The organism is Bythopirellula superficialaquae, from assembly GCF_059632245.1.
Genome location: NZ_CP197426.1, coordinates 3,148,475 through 3,161,014 on the forward strand (window position 1 = coordinate 3,148,475; position 12,540 = coordinate 3,161,014).

General features: G+C 54.6%; 11 protein-coding genes. 2 read left to right on the forward strand and 9 right to left on the reverse strand.

The window, feature by feature from the left end:
• Positions 1 to 309 precede the first annotated feature (309 nt).
• The 4 genes from SH678x_RS12805 to SH678x_RS12820 form a co-directional block, all read right to left on the reverse strand.
• A complete protein-coding gene (locus tag SH678x_RS12805; RefSeq protein WP_496918845.1) occupies positions 310 to 1,350 on the reverse strand; it encodes a DUF1559 family PulG-like putative transporter in 1,041 nt (346 codons plus the stop codon).
• 165 nt (positions 1,351 to 1,515) lie between these two features.
• The gene (locus SH678x_RS12810) at positions 1,516 to 2,496 is read right to left on the reverse strand and encodes a PEP-CTERM sorting domain-containing protein (RefSeq protein WP_496918846.1); all 981 of its coding nucleotides are present in this window, start codon (positions 2,494 to 2,496) and stop codon (positions 1,516 to 1,518) included.
• Between the two features lie 231 nt (positions 2,497 to 2,727).
• Positions 2,728 to 4,539, reverse strand: a complete 1,812-nt coding sequence (locus tag SH678x_RS12815; RefSeq protein ID WP_496918847.1) for a FecR domain-containing protein — start codon at positions 4,537 to 4,539, stop codon at positions 2,728 to 2,730.
• The gene (locus SH678x_RS12820) at positions 4,536 to 5,126 is read right to left on the reverse strand and encodes a sigma-70 family RNA polymerase sigma factor (RefSeq protein WP_496918848.1); all 591 of its coding nucleotides are present in this window, start codon (positions 5,124 to 5,126) and stop codon (positions 4,536 to 4,538) included. The genes SH678x_RS12815 and SH678x_RS12820 overlap by 4 nt, the downstream gene beginning before the upstream one ends.
• Before the next feature lie 551 nt (positions 5,127 to 5,677).
• On the opposite strand from SH678x_RS12820, the gene ahr reads away from it, so the two are divergent.
• A complete protein-coding gene (gene ahr, locus SH678x_RS12825; protein WP_496918849.1) occupies positions 5,678 to 6,688 on the forward strand; it encodes an NADPH-dependent aldehyde reductase Ahr in 1,011 nt (336 codons plus the stop codon).
• Positions 6,689 to 6,692: 4 nt separating this feature from the next.
• Here the strand turns inward: ahr and SH678x_RS12830 are convergent, their stop codons facing one another.
• Entirely contained in the window at positions 6,693 to 6,908 is a 216-nt protein-coding gene (locus SH678x_RS12830; protein ID WP_496918850.1) for a hypothetical protein, read from the reverse strand.
• A 66-nt stretch (positions 6,909 to 6,974) separates the two neighbouring features.
• The gene (gene solA, locus SH678x_RS12835; RefSeq protein WP_496918851.1) at positions 6,975 to 8,087 is read right to left on the reverse strand and encodes an N-methyl-L-tryptophan oxidase; all 1,113 of its coding nucleotides are present in this window, start codon (positions 8,085 to 8,087) and stop codon (positions 6,975 to 6,977) included.
• Positions 8,088 to 8,239: 152 nt separating this feature from the next.
• Between solA and SH678x_RS12840 the strand changes: the two genes are divergently transcribed.
• Positions 8,240 to 8,830 carry a hypothetical protein gene (locus tag SH678x_RS12840; RefSeq protein ID WP_496918852.1) on the forward strand — a complete coding sequence of 197 codons (591 nt, stop codon included), beginning with the start codon at positions 8,240 to 8,242 and terminating at the stop codon, positions 8,828 to 8,830.
• Here SH678x_RS12840 and SH678x_RS12845 read toward each other — a convergent pair.
• Genes SH678x_RS12845 through SH678x_RS12855 form a run of 3 tightly spaced genes read right to left on the reverse strand, consistent with a single transcriptional unit; the run spans position 8,827 to position 12,380 of the window.
• On the reverse strand, positions 8,827 to 9,966 hold the full coding sequence (locus SH678x_RS12845) for a bifunctional 2-methylcitrate synthase/citrate synthase (protein WP_496918853.1): 1,140 nt from the start codon (positions 9,964 to 9,966) through the stop codon (positions 8,827 to 8,829). The two genes, SH678x_RS12840 and SH678x_RS12845, sit on opposite strands and share 4 nt — an antisense overlap.
• 15 nt (positions 9,967 to 9,981) lie before the next feature.
• Positions 9,982 to 10,872, reverse strand: coding sequence for a methylisocitrate lyase (gene prpB / locus SH678x_RS12850; protein WP_496918854.1), 891 nt, complete (start codon positions 10,870 to 10,872; stop codon positions 9,982 to 9,984).
• Positions 10,872 to 12,380 carry an MmgE/PrpD family protein gene (locus SH678x_RS12855; RefSeq protein ID WP_496918855.1) on the reverse strand — a complete coding sequence of 503 codons (1,509 nt, stop codon included), beginning with the start codon at positions 12,378 to 12,380 and terminating at the stop codon, positions 10,872 to 10,874. Before SH678x_RS12855 ends, prpB begins: the two co-directional genes overlap by 1 nt.
• Positions 12,381 to 12,540: the final 160 nt, after the last annotated feature.

Genomic DNA, 12,540 nt, shown 5'->3' on the forward strand with positions numbered 1-12,540 from the left:
AGATTGATCTACTCGTGCGTAACCTAGAGGGCCTCCCGAGGCAGGTACAAAAGAGATGGCACCAGTTTGAACTGGGCTACCATCTAATGTGACCATCCCCACGACCGTGGCATCGTAAGGCCCACCACAGCCAATTGATCCTGCCAGCACTAAAGCAATACAACTACCCCACCATAGCTCTCGCCTTGCCGCTACCACAATTTTCCTCCCACAAAACCAACAAGTATTTCAAAACGCTTACGAGCCGCCGAGCGTCTAATTCGTGGATTCATCCGCAAATAAACGCGTCTTGAATAACATCACTCTAAACTACTGAATCGTCGCCACTTCTCCGCCTTCCCGCGTCGAAAGCGCTCGATAACTTACCGTATCTATATTTTCTTGGATAAAATGGACCGACCCATCAGCCATCACAAACTGAGCGCCGCCCGGATGCAGGCTCTTAAAACCTCTGACGCTTTTCGACTCAGTTCCATCTTGTAATTCTTCGGGTGTATATTTTAGTAACGTGGAATTAATCGGGATGCTGCATGTCGCCCAGTCTCCATCGGCAAAGTATGCTGCAGAGTGATAATCTTCGGAGACAACGTTCTCGCCGACCATGATTGTGTTGCTGGTTCCATCGGTCACTGATTTCAAGTTAAGAGGAATCCAAACGCTCGTTCTCTGAAAGATACCATTGTTGGACATAGTGCCGTGCGTGTCGGGTGATCCACTTTCAGGCGGAAAAGCTGCTATTATGTCGCAGGGAATCGCGCTAATTGATAGTAAGGAGTCACCTATGCAGCCCTTATAGCTTGTTGTGGCAGTGATGGCGCCGTCCCACCAAAATTGTTCGTTGGACGGCTGGGCCGACGCATCAGAAGGACATGTTGTTAACGGAAGTTGCGTTCCTACAATGTCACGGATGTCCATATCCCCCATTCCTCGACCATTGTTGGCTCGTGCTGCAAACGAGCCACTGTAATTGGCCACGATACGGTCGTGGAAGGCTTGCTGCTCGACTTGTGGCAAAATGTCGACGATCCAACCTTTCCCATTCAAACCCGACGGTGGGTCTGCAGCCGCAACAGTGGTTTGAGTGCTGCCGTTCGCACAGTCGACTGTTCGCTTTTCAAATCCCCATTGGGTCACACTTTGTGGGATATGCTTCTTCACGTCATGGAAGTTGATTACTGCCAAGCCAATGTTCTTCAAGTTGTTGGCACACTGCGTTCTTCGCGCCGCTTCGCGGGCCGCTTGCACTGCCGGTAGCAACAGCGCCACCAAAACGCCGATGATGGCGATCACCACCAATAGCTCCACCAAAGTAAAAGCCCGCTGGCCACGACAACGAGTAAAAGCATTCATGACAAGACAATCCTTGGAAAAGATCCCTCGAAACAAATAGCGCTGACGCGCTTTAAGGTGGCAACCGCCGATCGCTTACCAATGCCGGGGAGCACGGGCAAGCGAATCGGCGACTGCCCAACAAACAAGGACACAATTCCGTTTCCCGAAGGAAACGGCTAACTCTTAACGGCGACGCATTGCCAAACCCAACAACGACAGACCCATCAAGGCCAGCGAAGTCGGTTCGGGGATATCGCGCGGAACAACAAGGCTGAAGAATTGATCACCAGCAAAGTTATTGAAGTTAATACCTGACAAAGTTCCAGTAAAACCACCCGCGCCGTCACCACCCAAATTTCCTTGCGGGGCAGGCAGCCCACCCAAGATTTGATTCGAGTGATAATTGTTATCACCGTTGCCGTAGGCAGCGTGAATTTTGATCAAGTCGCCGGGGCTTGGATTGCCAAGATCCGACAATGCAATCGAAAACTCAAAACCCGTTGTAACCGCGGCGGCAGCAGCTTGATTGGCAGCCGCAGTACCACCGAGAACACCAGCGCTGTTGCTATTGTTGAATCCAAATTCCACGGGGCTACTAATGAAGCCCGTGAGAACTCTATTGCCGGCATTGTTCAAGCCGTTGTTTCCTGGATTGACCACTCCGGAGGCGATTGGACCAGGACCAGCACTGGCACCACCATTGACACCGACGACGGCATTGCCACCGCCAGCGCGATTGGCCAAGTCAATTTCAAAGTTGCCCCCACCCCAACGTCCAAACAAGTGGTAATCAGCCGCAAAGCCCGCGTCGAAAGTTAATCCGCCAAAGTTCTGGCTCACATTGTTGAAATCGTATTGAGGAATATTGGTCAATACGTTCTCACCACCAGCCACGGAATCGATAAAGACATTAACTTTATTGAAATTCGGCTCGATATTGCCAGTAATCATCACATAAAGTCGGCCACCCTCGATCGTGGCATAACCTGCGTCGAGTTCGCCGCCACCACTATTGCCGCCCGAGGAATCTCCAAACTGGGTCTCAACCGTTTGCACGGCCAAGGCCGAGCCATAAGCTCCGTCCAAGGTGCCATCCACACTTGGTGCAGCGATCGCGGGAGCGGCCATCAAACAGCCAATGGCCAAACAAAGAAGTCGTCTCATTAGTCCACCTCCGGGGTTTTTCCCCAACACGTTAGAACAAACAACAATGAAGCTCCGCAAAGTTGAACCGTACACGTGTAACGGTCGAGCCCTACGTCACCCCTCCAATTAGTGCCTCTTGAAAATGCCCCACCATCCCGAAAAGTCTTAGGCAGGCCGGGCCCTCACGACCCTGCCCACATTCTCAACCGGGCTCGGGACGAGCCGGCTCACTGACAAGCTCAAAATAAGTTAATCAAACAAGTGACCATGCGTGAGCGTCGCCAAGCTGACGTTGCCCCCGCGTGGAAAAATTCTCATCACAGGTTCGTCCTTAGCGATTGCATGCCGCTGCATGCCTCGCTTGCCTCCCCACCGCCCGGTCACCGCTAAAAAGTGCGTTCCAACGTGGATCTCATCAAGTTCGTGGATCTTGGCTCCATGGAAACTTGCCATGCTGATCCGATCGAACGCAAAGTTACCGCGTAGCACCGCGTCGACCGTGGATGCTTGCTCGTCGCGCAACGATTCGGGATTGCGAAACACTTCCACCACATCTCTATTTTCCACCCCGAATGTGATTTTAACAACAAAAAAGTTTTCTTCGGTATTCTCTTCACCGAGGGCTGGGAAGTTCTTCGCACCGTAGACATTATAATTCGACGTCACGCCATAAGTGGTTTCCTCGGCGCCGTGGCCAATTGACAGTACGCGATTGGCATTTCCATCGCTCCGGTGCAATTCGAAGCCATAGAAGTTGTCGGCGGTCGCCGAAACTCGTTGTACGAAACTGACATACACGTGCCGGCCATCACGCCCGATCAGCCGCACATCGTCCTGGCTTTCGACCAATCCTGCAGTATCAAAAATACTTCCCACCGAGGTTGCCAAAGTCCGGCGAATGCGATTCTGAGTGGCCGTTTGTACGGCACGGTTCCCCACGGGCACAATCCCCTTAGGGGTCAAACTTCCGCGACTGACTCGGTTGGAATCGGCTCCCGCTTGGCTGTCGGCCGCAATACTGAACCAAGCTCCCGCCCAACCGAAGCCACCATTCTGGGCATCGAGCGGGCCTTCGGGATAATCAAAACCTTCGTAGGCTAATAATCCGTCACGAGGGCCGGTGGTCGGCTCCAAACTCCGCACAAAGGCTGCCACGTCGGCAGGAAATTCCGCAACGGTCGTAGAAATCGGATTTACACTGGCGGCTTCCGACGAATTCAATTCTAGGCGACGCGTCGCCCGGCCACCGCTGTCGAGGACGTTGGCTTTCACCACACCATTAAAGACGTGAACTTCTGAGGCCCCCGATTGCTGGGCCATCAGGCCGAATTCCGTCCCAACGTCGAACACGTCGAGCGATTTGGTATGCACGCGAAAGCCACGGGATTGGGCAGGCACAACGGCGGCCATCCGACCTTCATACAACTCGACTTCATGGGGAGCGTTCACCACGAAACGTGCGGGACTTTCCAAAAGTACGGTTGCGCCATCTTGAAACGTCACTTCCGCTATCCCTTCAGTGAGCATCAATTCTTGTCCGGCGACAAGTTCCGAGCCGTAACCCACACGATGAGCAGCGTTATCTTTCCAAACGCTATTTTGCGTGCCCGTCACGCGAGCCACAATTTGGCCCGACAATTGGCCACTTAACTCGCTCTTGGAAAAGGAATAAGTCAGCACGCTGGAAAAGAGTGCCACTGCCGCCAACGCCGCGGCGATGGCCCAAGTCGGTAACCTTCGCCAAATGGATTCGCGTTCGCCAGCGTAAGTCGTGTGTTGATTCCCTTGAGTGGCGATTTCTCGTCCCAGAGCTACTAGCCCGCGATCGACTTCGCCATCTAATGCATTGAGCGCGGGATTGGCCAAAGCCGAGCCTTCCGCATCTAGACAAGCATCGAGTTCCATGTAATCCATGTAAACCGCGCGGGCCACGGCACTTTCGGCGAGCGTTTCCTGCAACCAAGATTCGTCCAGCGGAGCAAGCTGCTCGTTGCACAAGTCGCCGAGGACTCGCAACAGCTTTTGCTTCTGCGGAAAATCTTGTTGTGAAATGTCGCTCATACCAAACCTTCTGCATCGAGCGTGCGGTTGATGCACTCAAACAGCACGCGGCGAATTCGATTCATCGCCTTATAAACTGTATTCTCAGGCCGGCCCAGTTTGTGGGCCGTCGCCTTGAAGTTCACTTTATGATCTTGATAACACTCTTGAACCAAGGTTCGATCCGCGGGGGTCAGTTTTGTCAGACATCGCCGCAAGGCATCGCGTCGATAATCAAACAGATCCACGCGATCCACGGCCTCGGTTGCCAACAAATCAAATGTCACTTCGTCGAGCTGAAAGCCGACTTGTTTGCGTTGGCGGCGGAACTTGCGAACCTGGTTGTGGGCGATCACCGCCACCCATTTCACAAAGTCCGTCCCCAACTGAAACGTCTCATACTCCCGCCACAGGATCACGCACACTTCCTGAAATACTTCCTCAGCCTGAGCCGTGTTTCCCAGCAGCGTGACCAAATACGAGTACAGCCAACGATCATGCTTAGCGAACAACCGGGCAAAGGCATCCCTTCGGCGACTCTCATCATCGAAAGTCTCGGCATCCCAGTCGTCTTCTGAATGTTCTAGCCCTGGCTCGTGAAAAGTCACGGTGCGGCTCCTCCACCCAACCGCTCGAAAAGTGCGTCCTAACATAGTTAGGCGCGACGGCGGCGAATTTGGTATCGAAAAGTCTGTAAGATTTTGAGGTTTTGGTTAAGCAATCCACCCTTCTCGTTATAAGCCATTGCGAGCCTTAGGTTTAGGACTTATCGCCTCGATCTCCCGAATTATTCCTGGCACGCGAACTGCAAGTTTACTGAGCCTCTGGCAATCTCAGCTCACTCATACTCAGGAGGCTATTCCGATGAAACCGAATCCCCCAGCACCCCATCAACCGCATTTGGCCCCGAATACGAACGAAGACCGTCGACTTAATACACCCAATGACGTCGAAGAAAAGATCGACTGGCAAAAGTAAATGGGCGATGGCGACAAGTCGCGAAACCTGCGCGGCAGCGATGCCAAGCGTCTCAAGGGGGGAGAAAAAGGAGCTTAAAGCGGGGCCGAAGCGACCTTCTCGAGGGACTGCTGACGGGGGATGTGTCGATGCGATACAATACGCGCTTCATCTCCGCCAGTAATCCGCAGGAGCCCTCGCCATGTCCACTGCCCAAGCCTGGGTTGCCCCCGCCGCTAAAGAGATGTTTGTCCGCCAGGAAATCGATCTGGGATCGCTCGCTCCTGACGACGTGGAAGTCGCCGTTGAGCATTGCGGCCTTTGTCACTCCGACCTTTCTGTATGGCACAATGATTGGGGCGGTTCGACGTACCCGGCGGTCCTGGGGCACGAAGTTATCGGCCGAGTGACAGCCGTTGGTTCAGCCGCGAAAGGGCTTCAAGTGGGCCAGCGCGTCGGCGTCGGCTGGACGGCAGGCAGCTGCATGTGTTGCCGCCAATGCCTTTCCGGCGACCAGCATTTGTGCGCGCAAGCCATCCCGACCATCATCAAACATCTTGGCGGTTTCGCGAATGTGGTTCGCTCGCATTGGGCCTGGGCAGTGCCACTTCCCGAGAACATTAACGCCGCCGACTCCGGTCCCCTGCTCTGCGGTGGGATCACGGTATTTAATCCACTCGCCATGCATGCCAAACCCACTGACCGCGTGGGTATTGTCGGCATCGGTGGCTTGGGACACATGGGTGTAAAATTCGCGGCGGCCTATGGTTGCGACGTGACGGCTTTCACATCGAGCGAAAGCAAATTTGAGGAAGCCAAAGGCTTCGGCGCCCATCATGTTGTTTCCAGTCGCGATTCCGCAGCCATCGCGAAACTGGCCGGATCGCTGGATATGCTGATCGTGACCGTGAATGTCCCGCTCGACTGGAATGCGCTCATCGGTTCCCTAGCGCCAAATGGTCGGATGCACGTGGTTGGTGCGGTGATGGAGCCGATTCCAGTTGTCGCGATGTCGCTCATCATGGGCCAAAAGAGCATGTCGGGTTCCCCCACGGGTTCGCCCATCGATATGCGCACGATGCTCGAGTTCGCCGCGCGGCATAATGTGACGCCCCAGACCGAGCATTACCCCATGAGCCAGATCAACGAAGCCTTCGCACGACTGGAAGCGGGCAAGGCTCGTTATCGCATCGTGCTCGACGCAGACTTTTAACCTCTTACCCAGGTCCCACGGTGTTGAAAACATCGCTGACCCACCATTCGATGTAGCCATCGACGATCGGCACGGGGTGAAAAACTATCATAGGGTAATACAACCACATTACGCCGTAAAAGCCGTCCCAGCGCGTGGCTTCGCGCAAGCGAAAGGCGATTCCCAGCACCGGCCCTATGCTGAGCACATAGAGGAAAACGACAACGGTGATGATTATCACTCTGCGCCGCCACCGGCTGGGCGTAGGCGCATGAGAATACCGATCTTCTGGCATTGTTTGCATCAGCTACCCCCCAAACCGCCCCGCCCCCAGAAACTCCACTGCCAACTCCGTCCCCCCTGCGAGCGCCATATCCGCGAGCGCCTTACCCAACACCGGTACAAACTTGAAGCCATGCCCCGACAATCCCGCGGCGAAGACGACGTTCGGCTCACTAGGATGTCTATCCACAATGAAATTCTCGTCGGGTGACATCGTGTATAAACACGTTTGATGCTCCACCAAGCCGTTAGTAACTTCCGGCAAGTGTGCCTGAATAAAATTCTGCACACGCTCGGCGTCGTAAGCTTCGATCTCGCGATTGTATTGCAGTGGATCATGAATTGTTTGCCCGCCAGAGTGTTCCGCGACTTTCAAACGTCCTCCGATTTCGGGAAATCCATAAAACACTCCGTGCGGCAGTTCATATAAATAACAAGGCACCTTGGCATACGGTTGCCTCGCCGCGTACCAAAAGACGCTCTTCCGCCGCACTTCGAGTTGTAAGTTGAGATCACCGAGCAAACTCTCAGCCCACGCCCCCGCAGTAATGATGAGCTTATCGGCGATGATCATTCCTTGTGTGGTGTGCAAACGAATGGGGGTCCCTGGTTCCCAATCCAAGACTTCACAGGGCGCTGCAATGGTCGCCCCCGCTTGCTTGGCTGCTTCCAGATAGCTGGCTACGCATTCTTCGACCAGCAAATATCCGGCACGCGGTTCGAGCACGCAGGACAACTCATAGGGCACCCGCAACGCGGGCCACTTGGCTTCGACTTGCTGCGCCGTATAGTGCTCGACGCATAGGCCATGTTCCTTAGCAGCCTGAAGAACGCCGGGGACCACTTGCCCATTTTCGGGTCCGACCTGCAACAGTCCCGACTCAAAAAAAAGTTGCTTGCCGGAGTGTCTTTCCAGTTCACTCCACAGCTTGTAGCTTTCCAGCAACAGAGGCGTGTAGCGTGGATCTTCGAAGTAGGCTTGGCGGATGATTCGCGTCTGGCCATGCGAACTTCCTCGGTTGTGCGGCGCGATAAACCGGTCAATACCGATTGTGCGGGCCCCAGCCGAGGCCGCCTGCATTAAAGCGGCACTGCCAACGCCACCTGTTCCCAAAACAACCACGTCGTAGTTGGCCATTTTTAAGCTTTGATCCGATTACCATTCGGGGAAATGCCACAATCCACACATCTATTATGGTGGGTACTCCACACTCGTGAGATAGGTTTTGATATCGAATCAAAATTTCTCGTCGCTGCAATCTTATTTGTGCACCAAGGATCAGGCCACCGATGGAAGCCGTGCTCGAAAACACGGATGTTGGCTCATTACCGCTCATCGATTGCGTAAATTGCGTCAAAACGCTGCCGCTACGCATCTCACGCGACATGGAACAATCATCCGTCTGGATCTGCGCGGGCTGCGGCGTCTCGTTTGTCGGTCTGGCTCATCCAGAATTGCTCGAGCGCCAAGGCCGTTTGATTCGCCTGCACGATCAATATTTCGATGACACGACACTTCCCGATATTCCGGTACATATTCGCCGACACATTGCCTCGCTCGCGACGCGGAGTGCTCTACCCGCGCATCTGGAAAAGCGACGCTCGGAGCGTGTCTATAACGCGATGGTCATTCAAGCCGTCGAAATGGATCACAACTTTGTCCTCCAAAACAAAGTGATGAAAGTGATTCTTACAGACATTTCGCGCGACGGCGTCGGGCTCGCGATTCCTCAAACATTGTCGCACAATCTATTGGCCCTAAAATTTCCAGCGACCAGCGGTAGCGCGATCCAAGCGATTGTTAGCGTTGCACGGCAACGCGACTTGTCTCCCCCGTTTATCGAATTCGGTTGCGAGTTCGTCGCGCGGTTGGGCAACTAGCGTCGATTCGTCAGCGTCACAACTTCACGCGGCGCGGGTCCAATGTATTCGGCCAGTGGTCGCACCAACCTATTGTCGGCCAGTTGCTCGGACACATGCGAAACCCAACCCGCGGTGCGAGCCATCACGAATATCGGCGTGAATAAGTCGATTTCAAAGCCCATCAAAAAGTAAGCCGGTCCCGCTGGGTAATCCAAGTTGGGATAGATTTTCTTTTGAGCAACCATGTGCTCTTCGAGGATATTGGAAATCTCGACCCACTTCTTTTCGCCTTTGAGTTCGGCCATTTGGTCGCGGAATTTGGTCATCGTGGGGACGCGCGAATCGCCCAACCGGTAAACACGATGGCCAAAGCCCATCACTTTTTCTTTTTTCGCCAGTTTCTTGTCGAGCCATTCCTTGGCTTTATCCGGCGAGCCGATTTCTTGCAGCATGTACATCACTTCTTCATTCGCGCCACCATGCAGCGGCCCTTTGAGAGTTGCAATTGCTCCCGTGATTGCCCCGCACAAATCGGCGAGCGTCGACACGACGACCCGCGCCGCAAAAGTGGAAGCGTTGAAACTATGCTCCGCGTACATGGTGAGTGAACCATCAAACGCCTTCACGACTACCGGATCAGGAACTTCGCCAAAGCACATGTGGAAGAAGTTGGCCGCAATCGACAAATCTTGCCGCGGTGCAATCGCCGGTTTGCCGTGACGCATCCGCTGAAACGCGGCGATCGCCGTTGGGATTTTCGCGAGTAGCAGCGTGCCTTTGGCCAACGCCGACTCGGCGGTTTCGTCGCCAGCAAATTCGGGCTCCATTCCTAAATAGCTGACCGCAGTACGGATCGCATCCATCGGATGCCCCTTGCGGGGAAAACGCTCGATGACTTCGAGCAAGGGGGCACTGAGCTCGCGGGCAGCACGTTCTTTCTTTTCAAATTCTTCAAGCTGGTTCTGTGTCGGCAGTTCGCCGTGCATCAACAGATAGGCCGTCTCTTCAAAACGGCAATTCTCAGCCAATTGCTGCGCTGGATAGCCACGGTAATAGAGCGCCTTTTCCGTGGCGATCACGTTGGAAATCGCCGACGTATCGAAGACAATCCCTTCTAGGCCCTTCTTGGCAACAAATTTATCGTAATCAGTCATGAGATTGTCCCGCCGTTACAGTTTGAAATTAAAAAGCTCTTTATCAATGGCCGCGTATTTTTCGTAACCAAGTAGTTCGTAAAGCCGCGCGCGAGTTTGCATCTTGGGCACAAGGGATTCTTGAGTTCCCTCGTCGGCAATGACGCGTAAACCATCTTCGACGGCTTTCATCGCCAGCCGCAATGTGGTGACCGGGTAGATGACCAAATTGTAACCCAATTCGGTCAGTTGCTTGGTGTTCAAGAGCGACGATTTCCCGAACTCCGTCATATTGGCCATCAACGGCACGTCGATCGCTTGCCGGAACGCCGCGAATTCTTTTTCATCAACGAGTGCCTCGGGAAAAATCATCTCCGCGCCTGCGGCGACATAACGGTGTGCCCTATCTATGGCGGCGTTGAGGCCATCGACACCGCGAGCGTCGGTGCGCGCAATGATCAAAAAGTTGGGATCAGTTTTCGCGTCCACGGCGGCTTTAATCTTTCGCACCATGTCGTCGACGCCGATCAATTGTTTGCCATCCAAATGTCCGCAACGCTTGGGGAACAATTGATCTTCCAAATGGCAACCAGCCAGTCCCGCTTGCTCCATCGTTCGCACGGTGCGAGCGACATTCGCGGGTTCGCCAAAACCCGTATCGATATCCACCAGCGTGGGCAGATTCACCGACCGTGTGATAGCCTCCGCGCGTGCGGACACTTCAGTAAGGGTCGTTAAACCAATATCAGGAAGTCCCAAGTCGGCCGACAACGCAGCGCCGGAAATGTAGACCCCTTCAAATTGCAATTCGGCGATCAACATTGCCACCAGCGGCGAAAACGCACCGGGAAAGCGCAGGAGCCTGCCACTCGCCAGTTCACTACGAAACTGCTGACGGCGTTCGGCGGCATTAACGACTTCATTCATCAGAATATCCCCGCCGTGTTGCGCTCAGTCGAATCGACAGATCCTGCGGGGAGTTGCACGTTGAGCATGCCGATTTCCGCCGCCGTTAAATTGTTCAAGCGCTCACACAATCCGAAAAAGCGTTCCTGCTCGGTGGCTTCCACCAAACCGGCTGTAATCGTGCTGAACTTATTCTTGTAGTCGGCCCGTGCAAATGGCCGAGCACCAAAGGAATGGGCATTCGCTACCGCAAGCTCGTCGCTCAGCTTCTCGCCGTTCTTGAACTCGATCACCACGCGCCCGCCAAACGCCTTCTTAGCGGGATCAGCTGTGTGATAGCGCTCGGTCCATTCGGGATCTTCGACGGTTTCGATCTTCCGCCATAACGCCACCGTGGCTGGCTGGCTCGCTCGCTCCGGCGTGTAACTATCCACATGATGCCAACGCCCATCTTCGAGTGCCACCGCAAAGACATACATGATGCTGTGGTCCAGCGTTTCACGCGAGGCCGTCGGATCGAACTTCTGCGGATCGCCCGAGCCGGTGCCAATCACATAATGGGTGTGATGGCTGGTGTAGATCGTGACTCGCTCGATATCGTTGATGCTTTTGATCTGTTCGCGCATTTTGAAAGCCAGATCAATCAACGCCTGCGATTGATATTCGGCGGAATGTTCTTTCGTATAGGACTGCAAAATTGCTCGTCGCGGCTCGCCCGGTTCTACTAATGGCACTATATATTCGCTTTTCGGTCCATCGAGCATGTAAGCCAACACGCTGTCTTCGCCTTCGTATATCGGCGAAGGACTTCGTTCCCCGCGCATCGCACGGTCGACCGCCTCGATGGCCAGCTTTCCTGCATGGGCCGGGGCGTAGGCCTTCCAGCTGGAAATCTCACCCTTCCGCGATTGGCGCGTTGTGAACGACACATGCACCGTCTGTTGAATTGCTTGATAGACCACTTCCGTGGGGAGCTTGAGCATCGCCCCAATCCCCGCAGCCTGGGCAGGGCACAAATGGGCGATGTGATCTTTCTTGTGCTTGTGCAAGCAAATGCCGGTCACGAGCGACATCTGCACTTCGTAACCAACCACCGCGCCGCGCACGAAATCCGCGCCCGAACAACCGAGCTGCTGTGCCACCGCGAGAATCGGCGGAATATTGTCGGCCGGGTGGGAATAGTCCGCGGCCAAGTACGTGTCGTGCATATCGAGTTCGCGCACCGCCGTACCATTCGCCCACGCAGCCCACTCGGCATCAAACCGCTTGCCGTTATTGATTCCAAACAGCGTTGCCCCCGCTTCGCGAGGATGAGCCAACGCCTGCTCACGCGCGGTTCTCACCGGCTGCCGATTGATAGCAGCCACCGCCACGGCGGCATTGTCGATTACGCGATTGGCCACCATCTCGGCCACGCCCGGTTCGACCGGCACGGGATCGGTGGCCAATTCGGCTAATTTCCACGCGAGTTGCTCTTCGCGCGGTGGCGTGGCGGCGGACGGAAAAACTCGAACGGTATGCTGCTTCATCGTAGATTGGGTAAGGTGCCGAGAATGAAAGATTTCTATTTTGCACAACCTGCCCACTCTATGCGAGGGCACAGCTATCACAACTTGCCAAAAGTAAACCCGTGTTGTGGTAATCTCGGTAATCCGGTACGTTGCCAGCCGCTCTAGCACTCGCCGACCT

Coding starts and splice junctions, on each gene's coding strand:
- SH678x_RS12815 (WP_496918847.1), bottom strand. CDS start 4,539: ATGAGCGACATTTCACAACAAGATTTTCCGCAGAAGCAAAAGCTGTTG.
- ahr (WP_496918849.1), top strand. CDS start 5,678: ATGTCCACTGCCCAAGCCTGGGTTGCCCCCGCCGCTAAAGAGATGTTT.
- solA (WP_496918851.1), bottom strand. CDS start 8,087: ATGGCCAACTACGACGTGGTTGTTTTGGGAACAGGTGGCGTTGGCAGT.
- SH678x_RS12840 (WP_496918852.1), top strand. CDS start 8,240: ATGGAAGCCGTGCTCGAAAACACGGATGTTGGCTCATTACCGCTCATC.
- SH678x_RS12805 (WP_496918845.1), bottom strand. CDS start 1,350: ATGAATGCTTTTACTCGTTGTCGTGGCCAGCGGGCTTTTACTTTGGTG.
- SH678x_RS12855 (WP_496918855.1), bottom strand. CDS start 12,380: ATGAAGCAGCATACCGTTCGAGTTTTTCCGTCCGCCGCCACGCCACCG.
- SH678x_RS12845 (WP_496918853.1), bottom strand. CDS start 9,966: ATGACTGATTACGATAAATTTGTTGCCAAGAAGGGCCTAGAAGGGATT.
- SH678x_RS12810 (WP_496918846.1), bottom strand. CDS start 2,496: ATGAGACGACTTCTTTGTTTGGCCATTGGCTGTTTGATGGCCGCTCCC.
- prpB (WP_496918854.1), bottom strand. CDS start 10,872: ATGAATGAAGTCGTTAATGCCGCCGAACGCCGTCAGCAGTTTCGTAGT.